The following is a 17,499-nucleotide window of genomic DNA, read 5'->3' on the forward strand; positions in this document are numbered from 1 at the left end:
CCACATGACCGCCGTCATCCAAGCTCTCGATGCATTCGAAATACTGGACTCGCGCGGCTATCCCACGCTCCGCGTCGTGGCCAGACTCGACAACGGGCACGCCGGCACCGCTTCCGTTCCATCCGGCGCCTCGACTGGACGCTACGAAGCGCTGGAGTTGCGCGACGGCGACATGATGCGGTACGGCGGCAAAGGCGTGCTCAAGGTGGTCTCTCACGTCAATGGGATCATTCGGAACCGCCTCGTGGGTATGGCAGTCTCTCCCCAGGAGCCCATCGACACGACATTGATCGTGCTCGACGGCACCGAAAACAAGAGCAAGCTGGGCGCGAATGCGATCTTGGGCGTTTCGATGGCCATCGCGCGCGCCGCGGCTTCGGCCGCAGGTGTGCCGCTCTACCGCTATCTGGGCGGCGCCTCGGCAACGAGGCTCCCCGTCCCCATGATGAACGTCATCAACGGCGGACGGCATGCGCAGAATTCGCTCGACTTCCAGGAATTCATGATCGTGCCCCATGGAGCGCCAACCTTCGCGGAAGCCCTCCGCTACGGGGCCGAGACCTTCCACGCGCTCCATGACCTCCTACACAGGGCTGGTCACTCGACCGCTGTCGGCGACGAGGGAGGCTTCGCGCCGGACTTGAGGACCATTGAGGAGGCTTGCGAACTGATCGTTGCCGCGATCCGCAAGGCGGGGCTACGGCCCGGCGTCGACGTTGCCCTTGCATTCGATCCCGCAGCCAGCTCCTTTGCGAAGGACGACAAGTACGTCTTTGCCAAATCCGGCGGCAAGACCCTCTCGCGCGACGAGCTTCTCTACAACCGTTTGCTGGAGGTCTACCCCATCGTTTCGATCGAAGATGGGTTCGCCGAGAATGACTGGGATGGCTTCCGCCTGCAGATGGCGGCTTGCGGCGATCATATCCAGATCGTCGGAGACGACCTTTACGTGACCAATCCGCGTTTCATTCGGAGGGGTATCGATAGTCGAGCGACCAATGCGGTTCTGATCAAGTTGAACCAGATCGGCACCGTCACTGAGACCATGAAGGCTGTTCAGATGTGCCGCGATGCCGGCTGGGGTTACGTGATCTCCCACAGGTCAGGCGAGACCGAGGACACGTTCATTGCCGATTTCGCGGTGGCCATGGGCGGAGGGCAGATCAAGGCCGGATCATTGTCCCGTAGCGAGCGGCTCGCAAAATACAATCGCCTGCTCGAAATCGAGCGTGAACTTGGCCCAGCGGCGATCTACGAAAGTCCATTTCTGACGCATTAAGGCAGAGCAAATGCACCTACGGTGCTGTCCGCGAGTTGCGATTCATATATTTCGGCGAGATTGCCGCACGCAATCGTACAAGATCGCGCTCCAGCGTGGAAAAGCGTAGTTTTGGTGCCCAGGGGCGGAATCGAACCACCGACACTGCGATTTTCAGTCGCATGCTCTACCAACTGAGCTACCTGGGCGTGCTCCAAGAGAGGGGCCAAAGCCCATCGAGCGGGCGGTTTATAGTGGGCTCGCAGCGGCCTGTCTACCCACGCTTCGCGTTCGACCTCGTGGGGCCGGGCCCGGCTGTGAACAAGCGCGGGCGAGCCTGCCGCGGCGGTCGCGCGGCGCGTCGACCGCCCGAATAAAGCACTGATATTATTTCTCTATTCGACATCGTCCACCTCGTCATCGCGGCCAGGGATGACGTAGGAGCCCTTCAGCCAGCGGTTCAGGTCGACGTCGCGGCAGCGCGAGGAGCAGAACGGACGGGTGGCCTGCACCTGCGGCTTGCCGCAGATCGGGCAGGTTTTCAGAGGGCGGGCGTTTTTTTTGACTTGGTCGTCCATGGTGGCGGCAGTCTAGACGAGGTGAGAGGGTTCAAGAGCTTCTCGGCAAACGGGTTCCTCCTGAACAGGCGTGTGCGTCCCCACCGGCCAATTCTACTGTGCATGGGGGTTGTTTTCGAGATTTTTGTCGGGACCGCGCTTACACGGCCGTGGCGTTGAGCCATCCGAAGCGGATCGGAAAGCCTTCGCCACCAAGCAGCGTCGTGGTCTCGTACAGCGGCAATCCGACCACGTTTGTGTAGGAGCCCACCATCTTCACCACGAACGAGCCGGCGATGCCCTGCACCGCGTAGCCGCCGGCCTTGCCGCGCCATTCGCCGGAGCCGATATAGGCTTGGATGTCGTCTTCCGAGAGGCGCTTGAAGCGGACACGGGTCTCGACCAGGCGCTGGCGGAAGGCCTCGCGCGGCGTCACCAGGCAGATCGCGGTGTAGACGCGGTGGTTGCGGCCCGACAAGAGCCGCAGGCACTGTGCGGCTTCGTCCACCAGGTTGGCCTTGGGCAGGATGCGGCGGCCAACCGCCACCACGGTGTCGGCAGCCAGGATGAAGGCGCCGCGCAACTCGTCATCGAGCTGCACTGATTTGAGCGCCGCATCGGCCTTGGCCCGCGCGAGCCTGTTGGCACAGGCGCGTGGCAGCTCGCCCCGCCGCGGCGTCTCGTCGACGTCGGCCGGCCGGAGCGCGTCCGGCTCGATGCCGGCCTGGTTGAGCAGCGACAGGCGCCGCGGCGAGCCGGAGGCAAGAACGAATTTGGGGCGGCCGAGCATCGGGTGATTTTGGGAGACGAGGCAGGGGGTGAATTGCGCGCGGAACCTATCGGAAGGGGGCTGATTTCACAACCCGGGAACCCCGCTGATTCGAGAGTCGCCGACATGCGTGTGCCCTCGATCTGTGACGCCGGTGTTACGGGCACCGCGACCTACCCGCTCGCGGCGCCGGCCTTGGCGAACCGCCGGCGGATGCGCATCAACAACTGGTCGCAGACCTCGCGATAGGCGGCGAGCTTCTGGTCGCGGCTGCCTTCGATGGTCGTGGGATCCTGTGTCGGCCAATATTCGACGTCGGCCGCGAGCGTGCGGGTCAGCTCCAGCGCCTTGTGATGCGCCTCGGGCGAGAGCGTGATGATGAGGTCGAAATTCAGCCCCTCCCAGTCCTCCAGCTCTTCGAAGGTCTGCGGCTTGTGCGCGGAGATGTCCTGGCCGAGCTCGGCCATGACGGCGACGGCAAACGGATCGAGCTCGCCCTTCCTCGTGCCGGCGGACTTCACATAGAGGCCCTGCGGGAACATGTGCTGCAACAGGCTCTCGGCCATCGGTGAGCGCACGCTGTTCATCGCGCAGGCGAACAGCACCGATTGCGGATCGCGTGCGCGTGGGGGCGCAGCCATCCGCGTTTAACCCTTCCAGTGAAGAACAGTAATGAGCGTGAACAGGCGGCGCGACGTCTCGAAGTCGACCCGCACCTTGCCCTTCAGCCGCTCCTGCAGCGTGCGCGATCCCTCGTCATGGATGCCGCGGCGGCCCATGTCGATCGCCTCGATCTTGTCGGGGGTCGCGGTGCGGATTGCCTGGTAATAGCTGTCGCAGATCATGAAATAATCCTTCACGATCCGCCGGAACGGCGTCAACGACAGCAGATGCGCGACCACGGGCGTGCCGTCCTCGCGACGGATATCGAACATCAACCGGTTGCCGCTGATGCCGATATGCAGTGTGAACGGCCCCTTCCCATCGGCGCCTTCGGGCGCGAACAGGTTCTGCTCGATCAGATCGTAGATCGCAATCGCGCGCTCATGCTCGATGTCCGGCCCTGAACGGCCGATCGAGTCCTCGTCGAGGGTGACCGCGACGATGCGATTGGTCGAGTCGTCCTGTTCGGGCGGCTTTGTCATGACAGATTGAGGCGCAATCCAATCGAGCGCGAATGGGCTTCCAGCCCCTCCGCTTGTCCGAGCGTCATCGCCGCCGGCCCCAGCGCACGCAGCTGGTCCGGACCGCATTTCAGGATCGATGTGCGCTTCATGAAGTCGTGCACCGACAGGCCTGAGGAGAACCGGGCCGAGCGTGCCGTCGGCAGGACGTGGTTGGAGCCACCGACATAATCGCCGATCGCCTCAGGCGTATGCGCCCCCAGGAACACCGCGCCGGCGTTGCGGATCTTGGCGGCGAGCGCATCGGGATCGCGGGTCATGATTTCGAGATGCTCGGCGGCGATGGCATCTGCGAGCGGAATGGCCTCAGTGAGGTTCTTCACCATGATGATGGCGCCGAAATCGGTCCAGGAGCGGCCCGCGATTTCGGCGCGCGGCAGGGTCTTCAATTGAGCTTCGACGGCCTTCTCGACATCAGCCGCAAGCCGCGCCGAGTCGGTAATCAGGATCGACTGCGCGCTGGCATCGTGCTCGGCCTGCGCCAGCAAATCAGCGGCGATCCAGTCGGCATTGCCGGTGTCGTCGGCGATCACCAGCACCTCGGAGGGACCGGCGATCATGTCGATGCCGACCTTGCCGAACACCAGCCGCTTGGCGGCGGCGACATAGGCATTGCCGGGACCGACGATCTTGGCGACCGGCGCGATCGTCGCCGTGCCATAAGCGAGCGCAGCCACCGCCTGTGCGCCGCCGACGCGGTAGATCTCGGTGACGCCACCGAGCGAGGCGGCCGCCAGCACCAGCGGATTGAGCTTGCCGTCGGGCGAGGGCACCACCATCACGAGGCGCGACACGCCGGCGACCTTGGCTGGCACCGCGTTCATCAGCACCGAGGACGGATAGGCCGCGGTGCCGCCGGGAACGTAGAGACCCGCGGATTCGATCGCAGTGTAGCGCCAGCCGAGCTCGACGCCGAGCGGATCGGTGAAGCGCTCGTCCTTCGGCAGCTGGCGGCGATGGTAAATCTCGATGCGGTCGCGCGCGAGTTTCAGCGCGTCCAGCGTCGCCGGCTCGCAGACCTTCGTCGCGGCTCCGATCTCGGCGGCCGAGACGCGAAGACCGGATGCATCCAGCCTCAAGCGGTCGAATTTTGCCGTGGCCTCGAGCAGAGCGGCATCGCCGCGTCTGGCCACGTCATCGACAATCGCGCGCGCGGCGGTTTCGACATCGGCCGAGACTTCGCGCTTGGCGGCGAGGAAGGCCTGGAATCGCTGATCAAAATCGGCGCTGCTGCGGTCGAGACGAACGGGCATTTGGGGCTTGGCTTCTGCTGGTTGAGGGGGCGCAGTCTGGCTCACCGGCCCCCTGCTCAATGGCGCGACGGGGAAGCTGCGTCAACCCTTGCAAGCCTCCTTGGCAGCCCCCCTTTGAAGCTACCGTCCCGGCGAGGCCTGACCCAACCGAGCTGGTATCCAGGCCGCCTCACCCCTCCCCCTCAATCCGAACTCCTGTCCCCAGTTCGTCCGTCCCCAGATCGGTCAGCTGGCATTCCAGGCATTCGACGTCGAGCCGGATCGCGCCCCCGTGGGCAAACAGCAGCAGCGCGCTGCCGCCGGGCTCCTCGTCGCGGCCGTCCTGCGGGTGGAATTCGATGCCGACGAGGTCCAGAATCTTGTCCGGAGCTCCCAAATCGATGTTTCGCGATTTACAGGCGAGCACGCGGTCGAAGCGGAGCGCCGCGACCAGCCGGCGCGGTTCGGTCTCTCCCTCCAGCGTCTGCTCCCAGTCCAGCCGGCTCATGCCGACCACCAGCCGCTTCTCGCCCTGCCGCCAGATGATGTCTGAAGGCTGGACGCGGGCATCCTGCACATGGGTCGAGATCACGGCGAGATCGTCGGCATCGAGCGCAATCAGTTTGAGCTGGGGAGACATTACCGACACTTCTCCTTGCGGGACCCGACGCGGCTCAACGCGCACAGGCGCCGAAATATCCAAAGGTTCGCGGCCGAAGCGGCGGCCGCGAGCCCGGAGGATATACCGGTCAGCCTCGCTGAGACATCCCGTCCTTTCCCGCGCGCTAGAAGCGGGCCGCTCAGCCCTTGAAGAACGCCAGCAGATCCGCGTTGATCGTCTCTGCTTCCGTGGTCGGCATGCCATGCGGAAAACCCTTGTACGTCTTCAGCGTGCCTTTCTTGAGCAGCTTGGCCGACAGCGGTGCGGAATCGGCGTAGGGCACGACCTGATCGTCGTCGCCATGCATCACCAGCACTGGCACGTTGATCTTCTTCAGATCTTCGGTGAAATCGGTCTGCGAGAACGCGACGATGCCGTCGTAATGCGCCTTCGCGCCGCCCATCATTCCCTGACGCCACCAGTTCTGGATCACCGCTTCTGACGGCTTTGCGCCGGGGCGGTTGTAACCATAGAAGGGACCGGCGGCGATGTCGCGGTAGAACGCCGAGCGGCCGGCGGCGAGCGCGGCCTGGAAGCCGTCGAACACGCTCTTCGGCAGACCGCCGGGATTGGCGTCCGTCTTCACCATCAGCGGCGGCACCGCGGAGAGGATCGCGGCCTTCGCCACGCGAGACTCGCCGTGGCGCGCGATGTAGTGCACCACCTCGCCGCCGCCGGTGGAATGGCCGACATGCAGGGCGTTCTTGAGATCGAGATGCGCAGTCAGCGCCGCGAGATCGTCGGCGTAATGATCCATGTCGTGGCCGTCGGCGACCTGCGCCGAGCGGCCATGGCCGCGGCGGTCATGCGCGATGACGCGATAGCCGCGGGTGACGAAGAACATCATCTGCGCGTCCCAGTCGTCTGACGACAGTGGCCAGCCATGGCTGAACACGATCGGCTGGCCCGAGCCCCAATCCTTGTAGAAAATCTCGACGCCGTCTTTGGTGGTGATGATAGGCATGGGGAACTCCTTCAGTCAGAAACGATCAGGCGAACGCCATCGGCTTGTAGCGGCGCCAGGCGCCGATGGTCAGCAGCACGAAGAACACCAGCACGATGCCCTGCACCACGGCGAACACGGGGCCCGACGGCGGCGCCGGCGGCACGGCCGGGGCGAGTGCGGCCAGCGCCGGCACTTTCAGGAACGACTGGATGATCAGCACGAAGACGTTGAAGTAGAGCGAGATCATCGCGGTCACGATGTAGACCGGCCGCCATGCCCCCGAAAGTTTCATGCCATAGAGCGCGATGCAGGCGATCGCGAGCAGCACCAGCGAGAGGGCGGCGATGATGTACGAGGGCAGCAGCTCCTTGAACGGAAACAGGAAGCCAGTGGCGTTGGTGAGGATGGTGAACAGCAGGAAGATCGCGGTGAGGCCCGGCATCGGCTTCGAGCCGAGCAGGCCGAACATCACGGCAAGGCCAGCGACAATGCCGATCAGGCTGATGATGACGTGGACCAACGTGAAGGCGGCAAGGCTCAAGCCGAGAACCATGGCATCTCTCCTACTCTCTGCATTGAGATCTGGAGATTGATATTACGCCCCTCACCGGATTACCACCTGCACTCGCATCACACGTGCGCGTGCAGCCATGCGTGTTCGTGCGAATCGAAAAACGCATGGCTGTTTTTTTTGCACTGCTGTCACAAACGACGGCAGTTTTGGACGCGGACCAAACTTTCGATGAAAGTTGAATCGATCCTTCACACTTCCTTGGTGTCGAAGATCAGCAGATCGGCGCCGCCGCTGGCGAATTTCGGCACGTCGCCTGCGGCTGCCTTGCCCGCCTCGCTGCCGAAGGCCTTCTGGATATCGCCCACGCTGTCGAAGGTGAGAATGGCAACGAGGTGAATGCCCGATGGTCCGGCAGGCGAACCGACCGCGCCGGTGCTGACGGCGTATTTCTTGAGGCCAGGAAGCTTCTTGGCGAGCGGAATGTGGGTTTCGGCATAGTGCTTGTCGAAGGCAGCAGCGTCTTTGGGCGTTTTGTAGAGCACGACGAGTTCGGCCATTTAGTCCTCCCAGTTCAGTCTTTGTCTTCGCGCGATTGGCCTCGCGACGCGTCGAGTGTCCGTGGGACAAAGCAAGATGGCAAGTCACATTCGACTTGCCATCCGCTTGTCATATCCTTGACTAAAGCGCCGGTTTTGCGGCGTCGCCGAGATAGCCGTGCAGCGAGGCTACGACCTGCGCGCCTTCGCCGATGGCGCCGCCGACGCGCTTGACCGATCCGGAGCGGACATCGCCGACGGCGAAGACGCCGGGGACGGAGGTCTCGAGCGGCGCCACCAGCTTGCCCTGGTTCAGCTCGGACTGCGCGCCTGTGACGACGAAGCCGGCACGATCGAGCGTGACGCCGCAGCCGTCGAGCCAGGCGGTGGCGGGATCGGCGCCGACGAACAGGAACAGGTTCTTGATGTCGGCAGAATCCTCGTCATCGGACAGCCGGCTCCTCCAGCGGATCCGTCGCAGCAGCGCAGCCTCGTCGCCTTCGAGGGCCGTGATCTCGGTGTTGAACAGCAGCTCGATGTTCGGCGTCGCTTCGATGCGCTCGATGAGATAGCGCGACATGCTGGCGCCAAGCCCGCCGCCGCGAATGATCATCAGCACTTTCTTGGCATGTCCCGACAGGAACACGGCCGCCTGCCCCGCCGAATTGCCGGCGCCGACCAGCGCCACCTCTTCGCCGGCACACAGCTTGGCCTCGATCGGGGAGGCCCAGTACCAGACGCCGCGACCCTCGAACTTGTCGAGGTTCGCAATGTCGGGCCGGCGATAGCGCGCACCGCTCGCCACCACGACCGAACGCGAGCGCAGGGGATCGCTGCCGTCGAGCGCAACGGAAAACGCACCGTCCTTGCCCGTGCAGTCGAGCGACTTCACGGTCACGGGAATCATGATGTCAGCGCCGAATTTTTGCGCCTGGTTGAAGGCGCGAGCGGTCAGCGCCAGTCCGGAAATGCCGGTCGGAAAACCCAGATAGTTTTCGATGCGCGCGCTGGCGCCGGCCTGACCGCCGAAGGCTCGGGTGTCGAGCACGGCGACCGAAAGCCCTTCGGACGCCGCATACACGGCGGTGGCGAGCCCGGCCGGGCCGCAGCCGACGATCGCCACGTCGTAGATGCGGTCATTGCGCGGGCCGCCGATCATGCCGATCGCACGCGCAAGCTCGGTCTCGCCGGGGTTGCGCAGCACGGCGCCATCGGAGGTGACGACCAGCGGCCAATCTTCGGGCTTCGGCGAATAGCGCGCGATCAATTCAGCGGCATCGCGGTCACGGTCGGGATCGAGCAGATGATGTGGCTGGCCGTTGCGGGTGAGAAAGCCCTGCAAGCGGACCACGCCGGCCGAATGCGAGGGACCGATCAGCACCGTGCCGCCGACGCCGGCCTGGAGCAGATTGACCCGGCGCAGGATCAGCGCGCGCATGATGCGCTCGCCGAGCTCGGCTTCCGCAACCAATAGCGCGCGCAGGCGCTCGGGCGGCAGCAGCAGCGTCTCGACATCGCCTTCGGCGCGGCCATCGACCAGCGCCGGGCGGCCGGAGAGCTGGCCGAGCTCGGCCAGAAATTGGCCCGGGCCCTGGTCGATCAGCGGCGAAACATTGCCAAGCCCATCGCGCTGGGTGATGGCCACATGGCCCTTCAACACGACGAACATGCCCGGACCCGGCTTGCCGGTCTCGAACAGCAGCTCGCCGTCCTTATAGACGCGAAGCTCGCCGAAATTCCTGAGACGTTCGATCTCGGCGGACGTCAGCGTCGGAAACGTCTGCTCGGGGCGGGTGAAGCGCGCCATCTGCGCGTCGCGATCGGTTCGGTCCTGCTCGTTCTGCCCCATCGCCACGTCCACGCACTCCAAATTTTCTAGTTACCGGCCTCGCCGGCGGTCCCCTCATTTAGGGAATCATCGGCGGCTTGCGAGGGGTCGGCGCTTGCGGCCCGTTCGCGCGCCTGCGCCTTGCGCCGCTTCAAATTCTCCCGCAGCGCCGATTTCAGGCGGTCGTCCCGCGATGCCCTCGCCTGTCTTGCGCTCTTGTCGGTCTCGTCAGCCATCACGGGTCCATCCAGCAGATGGCTGCTAACATGCCCAGAGAATGCGGCAGCTCAAGTGGCCCGGTAGCCGAGATCGTGCGAAATCCAAAATGGGTCGAATCCACCCCTGGGGCCAACTGGCCAGTTGGCGGGGGAAGCGGCCCCAAAATCGATGGAAAGTCGGTCGTTTCGGGCGAAAACAGCCGTAATAACCCCGATATCGTCCCGATTTTCTCGTTTTGGCCGATCTTGCAAGCTTGCACAGCGGGGAGGCCTGTGGCAGATATCGGCCCGCTTGGTAGGCCCCTCGGGTGGCCGATTCTTATCCCAGCATTGCTGCCGTAGCTCAGTGGTAGAGCACTCCATTGGTAATGGAGAGGTCGACAGTTCAATCCTGTCTGGCAGCACCATCCATTCTTCTACAACAAGCACGGATCGGCATTCTCGCGGCACCGAACGCCCGAGTTTTGCTCGTCTCTGTTGCCCTCCTCCTCTGAAGAGGGCGCAGGGAAGACCGGGTGCCGACGGGCACCCGCGGTCCGCTGCGCGAAAATGTAGCGCAAGGAAACCGCACAGCAGCATACAGGTGACGCCGAACACCCGGCCTTCCCTGCGCGGTGGTCGGACGGCTTATGCCGTGCTCTCCCCGGCGACGAATTCTTTGTTGTCACCGTCACTTGGCGAAAGATGACACACCGCGCCCGGTTGGGGCGATACGTCTCCGCCAAAGCTTGGCTGTAGCAACGACAGCCAGGACCACACGGTTTTGCCGTACGCATAGGCGCCGTTCGTACGACACGGCTTGTGCCGGGCTCACGGGGTTCGGCTCAATCCTCCGCCCGCCCTGCCCTCACATCCGCGCCGGCGCTGCCGCGTCCACCGCTTCCCCAACCCACGTTCGTGACGACGTACGATCGCCCCTCTCCTTTGGGCCGGGATGGCGAAAGAATGCCGCAAAACCGAATTTCGGTAAAGTGGAATATTTTTGCGGGGAGGGTTGACGACTATTGGGGTGTTTTGCCCGACGGCTCAATCGAGCAGCACCAGTTCGCCCGCGCAGGTAAGGTTAATTCTTCCTTTCGATTGTCGGTAAAATTTTATCTATTATCGTCATGGTCATTCAAGACGAATTCGGGGCTCCGATAGTGTTTGCGTTTTGCTTGATCGTGGCTGGGACTGCGTTGCTTCTGTCCGGCTTGGTTGCATTCGGCCTTCATCGAAACTCGCTCCACTCATTGGCGCTGCTATAGCCGGTCAATCCTCGGCTCACTGGATGGGGCGAACTCGTGGGTAGAGCGCAGCGAAACCCATCGAGACCTTGTTCGGTGGCATGCATGATGGGTTTCGCTGCGCTCTACCCATCCTACGCGGCCTACGCCCTCCCCGCAGGACAAGCCAGCAGCGACGGCAGATCGCTCATGCGATGAAAGACGCCGTCGCAGATCGCCACCAGCTCCTGTTCGGCGTCCGGATGACCGCCGGCAAAGCCCAGGACTTTCATTCCAGCGGCCCTGGCTGCGCGGGCTCCGGACAACGAATCCTCGACAACGACGCAGGCCGGGGGCTGCGCGCCCATCGTTTGTGCCGCATGCAGGAACAGGCCGGGATCCGGCTTCCATGAACCGACCTCGTAGGCGCTGAAAATGCGGCCTTCGAAGTGGCCGAGAAGCTTCGTCAATCCGAGCGCATGCGTGAGCTTCGACATCGGCCCGTTCGACGCTACGCAAACGGGACTGTTGATCTCTGCCAGTGCGGCATGAATGCCATCGACAGGCTTCAATTCGGCCTCAAAAGCCAGCGCCGTTGCCTGTCGCACGTCGGCGACGAAACTATCCCGGACGCCGCGACCCAGCCGGCGCTCGATCTCGCGCACGCAATCGGCCATCTTGACCCCGCGGAAGCAACGCACGGCGTCCTCCACGCTGATCGCCACGCCTTCCTCGGCTGCGATGCGGGCAAACACGGTCAGCGCGATGACCTCGCTATCGACCAGAACGCCGTCGGAATCGAAGATGATGAGTTCGGGAGTTATGCGCGCATTCATCTCGCGGGGGCTTCCTCATCGCCCGCCCGATGCCCCGCAACCCGCTCGTCAGCGCGGCGCAGCCGCCGGCACAGCTCGCGATTGATGTTCTGCAGGACGATCACATAGGCGTGGATGTCGGCCTTGTAGCAGGCGTAGAGCTTCTGGGCGGTCAGTTCGTACAGCACGGTCTCGCTTTCCGCGACGACGGTGGCGGAGCGGTTCTGCATTTCGATCAGCGTCATCTCGCCGAAGAAATCGCCGGGCTCCAGAGCGGAAAGCGGGATGACGCCGCCCGCGCTCGCGCGCTTGCTCACTGCCAGGCGGCCGGACTTGACGATGAACATCGAGCGTCCCGGCTCGCTTTCGGCGACAACAGTCGCGCCGGCCTCGAAGCGGCGCTCGACCAGCATCGAGATCAAGAGGTCGAGACTCGCGTCCGACAGACCACCGAAAAACGGCGTCGCAAGCAGGAAGGCCTTCAGATCGGAAGAACTGGCGGTCATGGCGCAAGCATATCCCCCGCCACCAACAGCGGCAATCGGCCCGCAGGATCCGTTCAAGCCATCCTACGCCCTCTCAGCCCGCAGCGTCCGCTTTCGCCAGAGATCGGCCATGACCTTAGCGGTCGCCGCAAGCACAGCCGCGCACAGCACCGCCTTCGAGATGGTCTCCATCGTGCCCTCGATCAGCAGACAATGCACCACGCCTCCGACAACGATGACGATCGCGAGCGGGATATGGACGATGCGCCAGGTTCGCAGGCGCAGTCCCAGTCGCCGGCGCAGGCTCGCCAGCAGCGCCACAGCGAAGATCGCCCACATGGCGATCACGCCAAAGGGCGAAAACGGCGTCGGCGAGGAGAACGTGAGCGCGTCGATCATGTCCGGCGGGCTGGTGAACCAAAGGCCGGCGACGTGGATCACCACCGCGACGGCCAACGCGCCGCCGATCCAGTGATGGGCGCGCCTGCTGCGATAGGCCGACATTCCGGGCAGAACTCCGCCGATCAGCAGCGGCTGAACCAGCACGAGCGCGAGGGCAATGATGCCGGCGAAGCCAGCGAGAATATAGACCGGACCGCGCCATGCCAGCTGCTCGCTCTCCGCTGCGAGCGCGATCGGCACGCCGATGGCCAGGACAAGGGCGGCCCAGATCAGGGATCTCCACCCCTTTGCTTGCAACGCGGTCAGACCGGCTGAAGCACGAAATGCGCCTCCAGGCTGGTGTCCTTTGCGCTCCGCATGATCGGCCGCAGGAACACGGTCTTGAACTCACCGCTATCATAAGCGAGGTGGCCGTGCGGCTGGCCGAAGATCGGAATGATCTGCGGCATCTCGAGCCGGAACGCGCCATCCTTGTCGGTGAGCGTGGCGCCGTGACTCTGCGGTTCGTGCTCCTGACCTTCGACCGTGTGCGCCCAGATCTGGATGCGCTGCCCGGCGAGCGGCGCGCCGTCGCCGGCGCGGCGCACGGTGCCGCTCATCCAGAAGCCGCCCTTGCCGATCCGCTCCACGATCGGCGCACCCTTGCGATAATTGTTCGCGCCGCCCGTCATCGATTCCGTCGGTGCGAGGCCTCCTGCGCGCACGGGCAGCAGAAGCCCGGGAGCTCCTGACGCCAACAGTCCCGTTGCAAGGACGGAACCGCCGGCAGCGAGGAGGTTGCGGCGGCTGATTACGACGATGGTCATGTCAGGTCCTCCTGGCGACGGTGGCGCGACATGGAGGATACAACAACAGGCGTCAGACGCCCAGTTGAGGCAAAGGGCGGAACGGGTCGCAATAACAGCGTTGTGAACGGGAATGCAGGCCAGGTTCGCTGGCTCGTTTGCCGCAGTTCGAAGAGCGAAGGCGAACCCATCGACGCGTTGTTCGATGACGATGCATGATATGGGTTTGGCTGCGCTCGCCCGCTCCTACGCGACGACACGACACGCTGTGCGTCGATCGCAGGATCGGCGGCTATCCGATCCAGGTACTGTCGATCGAGGTCGGCGCGCGCCGCGAGCAGGAGGTGACGGAGATTCTGTTGCGGGAGACGCGGATCATCGAGCAGGCGATCCGCGCAGGCGTTCAGCGCTGCGAGAGCTCACGTGAGGCTGTCAATGAGCTGACGTGACGCGCCGTTTTGTGGCACAAGGGCCGCCATCGCCGACAGACCTTCGAGGCCACGCATGCCTGCGCCAAAACCACCTGCCTTCGAGACCCTGAGCCTGCATGCGGGCCAGCATCCGGATCCCGCGACCGGGGCCCGCGCGGTGCCGATCTACCAGACAACGTCCTACGTGTTCCAGGATTCCGACCACGCGGCGGCGCTGTTCAACCTGGAGCGCGCCGGTCACATCTATACGCGCATCTCCAATCCCACCACCGGCGTGCTGGAGGAGCGGCTTGCGGCGCTCGAAGGCGGCGTCGGCGCGATCTGCACCGCCAGCGGCATGGCGTCGCTGCATCTCGCCATCGCCACGCTGCTCAATGCCGGCGACCATATCGTGGCGTCGAGCTCGCTCTATGGCGGCACCATCAACCTGCTGGCGCATACGTTGCCACGCTTCGGCATCACCACGAGCTTCGTCAAGCCGCGCGACCTCGATGCATTCCGGAAAGCGATCAAGCCGAACACCAAGCTGGTGATTGGCGAGACCATCGGCAATCCCGGCCTCGAGGTCCTTGATATTCCTGAGGTCGCGGCGATCGCGCACGAGGCAAAAATTCCGCTGCTGATCGACAACACCTTTGCCACGCCCTATCTCAGCCGACCGATCGAGCTCGGGGCCGACATCGTGATGCATTCGGCGACCAAATGGATCGGCGGTCACGGCATCGCAATCGGCGGCGCCATCGTCGACGGCGGCCGCTTCGACTGGCGCGCATCGGGCAAGTTCGACGTGCTGACCGAGCCCTATGGCGGCTATCACGGCATCGTTTTCGACGAGCAGTTCGGCACCGCGGCGTTCATCATGCGGGCGCGCACCGAGGGCCTGCGCGATTTCGGCGCCTGCCTGTCGCCGACCAACGCGTTCCAGCTGCTGCAGGGCGTCGAGACGCTCGGTGTGCGCATGGACCGTCACATGCAGAACACGCATCTGGTGCTGGAAGCATTGAAATCCAACAAGGCGGTGGACTGGGTGCTGCATCCCTCGCTGGAGAACCATCCCGACTATCAGCTGGCCAAGACGCTGCTGCCGCGCGGTGCGGGCTCGATCGTCTCCTTCGGCATCAAGGGCGGCCGGACCGCCGGGCGCAAGTTCATCGAGTCGCTGCGCATGATCAGCCATTTGGCCAATGTCGGGGACGCCAAGACGCTGGTGATCCACCCGGCGTCGACCACGCATCAGCAGATGGACGCCGAGCAGCTCAAGGCCGCGGGCATCGGCGAGGAGCTGGTGCGGCTGTCGGTCGGCATCGAGACCGCGTCCGACATCATCGACGATCTCGCGCAGGCGCTGCGCATCTCGCAGAAGGTTTGACAGGATGCAGCTCACCGTCAACGGCACTGACGTGTTCGTCGCAACCGGCGGCCGCGACTTCGACAAGGCGCTGCCCACGGTCGTCTTCCTCCACGGCGCCGGCTTCGATCATTCCACCTGGGCGCTGCATACGCGCTGGTTCGCCCATCACGGCTTTGGCGTGCTGGCCCCTGATCTGCCCGGGCACGGCCGCTCGGCCGGGCCATCATTGGGAAGCATCGCCGAAATGGCCGACTGGACAGCGGCGCTGCTCGATGCGGCAGGAGCTGCGAAGGCTCACCTGATCGGCCATTCCATGGGATCGCTGATCTCGCTCGATACGGCTGCACGGCATCCCGACAGGGTCGCGGCGCTGAGTCTGATCGGCACGGCCGCGACCATGACGGTGGGCCCCGACCTGCTGAAGGCTGCCGAAGCCAACTCGCAGGATGCCAACGACATGGTGTCGATCTGGGGCCTCGGCTTCAACGCCGAGCTCGGCGGCAGCCTGGCGCCGGGCCTGTGGATGCATGGCGGCGCACAGGCGGTGTTGAAGCATTGCGCGCCGGGCGTGCTGTTCAAGGATCTGTCGGCCTGCAATGCTTATGCGAACGCGCTGACCGCGGCCGCGAGCGTGAAGGTGCCAACGACGCTCATCCTCGGCGAACGAGACATGATGACGCCGGCAAAGGCCGGCAAGACGCTCGCGGCGGCGATCCCGCACGCGAAGACGGTCGTGGTGCCGGGCGCGGGCCACATGATCATGGCCGAGCGCCCGGATGAACTGCTGGCGGCCTTGAGGAACTGAGCGGATCAATCGTCCGCGTCATGCGTTGCGGTCAGACATCCCTGTGACTCTCAGAGGGAACTCGACCCATGCCAAGACAAGAAGTCATTCGTAAAGCGAAGCAGGACAAGCGCGCCGGCAAATCGGCCAGCACGCAGGCTGGCGAATTCGTCAAGGACGAGATCGACAAGATCCGGAAAGGCAGGCACGGCGCGCGCTCGACCAAGCAGGCGATTGCCATCGGCCTGTCCGAGGCGCGCCGCGCCGGCGTGGATCTGCCGCCGCCGCGCAAAGGGCGCACCAAGAAATCGACCCGCCGCAGCGCCAAATATGCCTATGAGGCCGGCCAGGGCAAACGCACGCCAAAGCGGCGCCCGAAGGTGTCGCGCGCCGTCGAGAACGTCCTGAAGAAGGAGCCGCGTTCGACTGCATCGCGCAGCGCGCTGTCGAAGCAAGCCAAGAGCGCCGCAGGCCGTCGCAGCGCCGCGTCGCGTTCGGCTGCCGCGCGCAAGGCGAGCCGCACCAAGGGCCCCAAGGCCCGTTCCGCCGCCGCGAAGAAAGCGGCACGCACCAGGGCGCGCCGCAAGGGTTGATGTCGTGTAGCGGCCTTGTGAGTTGAACGCAGGTTGTTGCCGGCTGACGATCCGATCGTCATTGGATCGATCGGAGTTTTCATGTCAGAGACCCTCAAGGGGCGCGTCGCGCTCGTCACCGGCGGCTCGCGCGGGATCGGTGCGGCCGTCTGCCGGGCGTTGGCAGGGGCCGGCGTGGCCGTCGCGATCAACTGCCGCGAAAGAATCGGACAGGCCGAGAAGCTGGCGGGCGAGATCAGCCAGCAGGGCGGACGCGCCATTGTCGCCGCTGCCGATGTCTCGCAGCAGGGCGCCGTGACCAGCATGATCGAGCACGTCGCGGCCGGGCTCGGGCCCATCGACATCCTCGTCAACAATGCCGGTATCGCCATCACCCGCGGCATCGACGATCTCACCGAGGACGATTTCGACCGCACCATCCTGGTCAATCTGAAATCCGCCTTTCTGTGCACGCAGGCGGTGCTGCCGTCGATGCGCGCGCGCAAGTGGGGCCGCATCGTCAACATCTCGTCGGGTGCTGCGCGCGGGGCTGGCTCGATCGGCCCGCATTACAACGCCTCCAAGGCCGGCATGGAAGGGCTCACCCGCGGTTATGCGGCACGGCTGGTCAAGGAGGGCATTACCGTCAACGCGGTGGCGCCGTCGCTGATCGAGACCGACATGATGAGCGGCCAGCCGCAACTCATCAGCCGCATCCCGCTCGGCCGGTTCGGCACCGCGGACGAGGTGGCGAAGGCCGTGATGCTGCTGGTCGACAACGCCTACATGACCGGGCAGACGATCGCGCTGAGCGGCGGGATGGCGTTTAATTAGGGGGCGTGGCGGGCGCGACGCGTCTCCCCTTGTGGGAGAAGGTGGCGCGAAGCGCCGGATGAGCGACTATCTCTGTTGTCAAGTTGCATTAGCGTAGGTGGTACGCGCATCGCGAGCTTTGGCGTTGAGGCG

At 64.5% G+C, this 17,499-nt stretch carries 21 protein-coding genes and 2 tRNA genes; 7 read left to right on the forward strand and 16 right to left on the reverse strand.

Annotated elements, in window-relative coordinates; all coding sequences use genetic code 11:
* The first annotated feature begins 4 nt into the window (after positions 1-4).
* On the forward strand, positions 5-1,279 hold the full coding sequence (gene eno / locus XH88_RS35405) for a phosphopyruvate hydratase (RefSeq protein WP_271672821.1): 1,275 nt from the start codon (positions 5-7) through the stop codon (positions 1,277-1,279).
* A 112-nt stretch (positions 1,280-1,391) separates the two neighbouring features.
* Here the strand turns inward: eno and XH88_RS35410 are convergent.
* The 12 genes from XH88_RS35410 to XH88_RS35465 form a co-directional block, all read right to left on the reverse strand.
* Positions 1,392-1,467, reverse strand: a tRNA-Phe gene (locus tag XH88_RS35410).
* Positions 1,468-1,653: 186 nt separating this feature from the next.
* Positions 1,654-1,836: a DNA gyrase inhibitor YacG gene (gene yacG / locus XH88_RS35415; RefSeq protein WP_271672822.1), complete on the reverse strand. Its 183-nt coding sequence runs from the start codon at positions 1,834-1,836 to the stop codon at positions 1,654-1,656.
* Positions 1,837-1,975: 139 nt separating this feature from the next.
* Positions 1,976-2,605 carry a Maf-like protein gene (locus tag XH88_RS35420; RefSeq protein WP_271672823.1) on the reverse strand — a complete coding sequence of 210 codons (630 nt, stop codon included), beginning with the start codon at positions 2,603-2,605 and terminating at the stop codon, positions 1,976-1,978.
* A gap of 152 nt (positions 2,606-2,757) precedes the next feature.
* Positions 2,758-3,225 carry an arsenate-mycothiol transferase ArsC gene (locus XH88_RS35425; RefSeq protein WP_271672824.1) on the reverse strand — a complete coding sequence of 156 codons (468 nt, stop codon included), beginning with the start codon at positions 3,223-3,225 and terminating at the stop codon, positions 2,758-2,760.
* Positions 3,226-3,231: 6 nt separating this feature from the next.
* The gene (locus XH88_RS35430) at positions 3,232-3,729 is read right to left on the reverse strand and encodes a UPF0262 family protein (protein ID WP_128963900.1); all 498 of its coding nucleotides are present in this window, start codon (positions 3,727-3,729) and stop codon (positions 3,232-3,234) included.
* A complete protein-coding gene (gene hisD, locus XH88_RS35435; protein WP_271672825.1) occupies positions 3,726-5,021 on the reverse strand; it encodes a histidinol dehydrogenase in 1,296 nt (431 codons plus the stop codon). The genes XH88_RS35430 and hisD overlap by 4 nt, the downstream gene beginning before the upstream one ends.
* 169 nt (positions 5,022-5,190) lie before the next feature.
* A complete protein-coding gene (locus XH88_RS35440; RefSeq protein WP_271672826.1) occupies positions 5,191-5,640 on the reverse strand; it encodes a DUF2948 family protein in 450 nt (149 codons plus the stop codon).
* Between the two features lie 160 nt (positions 5,641-5,800).
* On the reverse strand, positions 5,801-6,625 hold the full coding sequence (locus XH88_RS35445) for an alpha/beta fold hydrolase (RefSeq protein WP_271672827.1): 825 nt from the start codon (positions 6,623-6,625) through the stop codon (positions 5,801-5,803).
* Between the two features lie 25 nt (positions 6,626-6,650).
* Entirely contained in the window at positions 6,651-7,160 is a 510-nt protein-coding gene (locus XH88_RS35450) for a hypothetical protein (protein ID WP_271672828.1), read from the reverse strand.
* Positions 7,161-7,369: 209 nt separating this feature from the next.
* Positions 7,370-7,678 (reverse strand): EthD family reductase, encoded by a 309-nt coding sequence (locus XH88_RS35455; protein ID WP_100175035.1) that lies wholly within the window; start codon positions 7,676-7,678, stop codon positions 7,370-7,372.
* 121 nt (positions 7,679-7,799) lie between these two features.
* Positions 7,800-9,506, reverse strand: a complete 1,707-nt coding sequence (locus XH88_RS35460; RefSeq protein WP_271672847.1) for an FAD-dependent oxidoreductase — start codon at positions 9,504-9,506, stop codon at positions 7,800-7,802.
* Between the two features lie 26 nt (positions 9,507-9,532).
* A complete protein-coding gene (locus XH88_RS35465) occupies positions 9,533-9,721 on the reverse strand; it encodes a hypothetical protein (RefSeq protein WP_271672829.1) in 189 nt (62 codons plus the stop codon).
* 314 nt (positions 9,722-10,035) lie between these two features.
* On the opposite strand from XH88_RS35465, the gene XH88_RS35470 reads away from it, so the two are divergent.
* Positions 10,036-10,110: transfer RNA gene (locus XH88_RS35470), tRNA-Thr, on the forward strand.
* A gap of 962 nt (positions 10,111-11,072) precedes the next feature.
* Here the strand turns inward: XH88_RS35470 and XH88_RS35475 are convergent.
* The 4 genes from XH88_RS35475 to XH88_RS35490 form a co-directional block, all read right to left on the reverse strand.
* Positions 11,073-11,744 carry an HAD-IA family hydrolase gene (locus XH88_RS35475; RefSeq protein WP_271672830.1) on the reverse strand — a complete coding sequence of 224 codons (672 nt, stop codon included), beginning with the start codon at positions 11,742-11,744 and terminating at the stop codon, positions 11,073-11,075.
* Positions 11,741-12,229: a Crp/Fnr family transcriptional regulator gene (locus tag XH88_RS35480; protein WP_271672831.1), complete on the reverse strand. Its 489-nt coding sequence runs from the start codon at positions 12,227-12,229 to the stop codon at positions 11,741-11,743. The genes XH88_RS35475 and XH88_RS35480 overlap by 4 nt, the downstream gene beginning before the upstream one ends.
* 63 nt (positions 12,230-12,292) lie before the next feature.
* Positions 12,293-12,850, reverse strand: coding sequence for a ferric reductase-like transmembrane domain-containing protein (locus XH88_RS35485; protein ID WP_271672832.1), 558 nt, complete (start codon positions 12,848-12,850; stop codon positions 12,293-12,295).
* 62 nt (positions 12,851-12,912) lie between these two features.
* Entirely contained in the window at positions 12,913-13,416 is a 504-nt protein-coding gene (locus XH88_RS35490) for a Twin-arginine translocation pathway signal (RefSeq protein ID WP_271672833.1), read from the reverse strand.
* A 194-nt stretch (positions 13,417-13,610) separates the two neighbouring features.
* Here XH88_RS35490 and XH88_RS35495 point away from each other — a divergent pair, with 194 nt between their 5' ends.
* From XH88_RS35495 to XH88_RS35515, 5 genes are all read left to right on the forward strand, one after another.
* Positions 13,611-13,844, forward strand: a complete 234-nt coding sequence (locus tag XH88_RS35495) for a hypothetical protein (protein ID WP_271672834.1) — start codon at positions 13,611-13,613, stop codon at positions 13,842-13,844.
* A 55-nt stretch (positions 13,845-13,899) separates the two neighbouring features.
* Entirely contained in the window at positions 13,900-15,195 is a 1,296-nt protein-coding gene (locus XH88_RS35500; protein WP_271672835.1) for an O-acetylhomoserine aminocarboxypropyltransferase, read from the forward strand.
* A gap of 4 nt (positions 15,196-15,199) precedes the next feature.
* Complete coding sequence (locus tag XH88_RS35505; RefSeq protein WP_271672836.1) at positions 15,200-15,982, forward strand: alpha/beta fold hydrolase; 783 nt, start codon at positions 15,200-15,202, stop codon at positions 15,980-15,982.
* 68 nt (positions 15,983-16,050) lie between these two features.
* Positions 16,051-16,554 (forward strand): DUF6496 domain-containing protein, encoded by a 504-nt coding sequence (locus XH88_RS35510; protein WP_271672837.1) that lies wholly within the window; start codon positions 16,051-16,053, stop codon positions 16,552-16,554.
* Positions 16,555-16,635: 81 nt separating this feature from the next.
* Positions 16,636-17,367, forward strand: a complete 732-nt coding sequence (locus XH88_RS35515) for an SDR family NAD(P)-dependent oxidoreductase (RefSeq protein ID WP_271672838.1) — start codon at positions 16,636-16,638, stop codon at positions 17,365-17,367.
* The last annotated feature ends 132 nt before the right edge of the window (positions 17,368-17,499 follow it).

Origin of the sequence: Bradyrhizobium sp. CCBAU 51627 (assembly GCF_028128765.1) — a bacterium.
Lineage (GTDB): Bacteria > Pseudomonadota > Alphaproteobacteria > Rhizobiales > Xanthobacteraceae > Bradyrhizobium.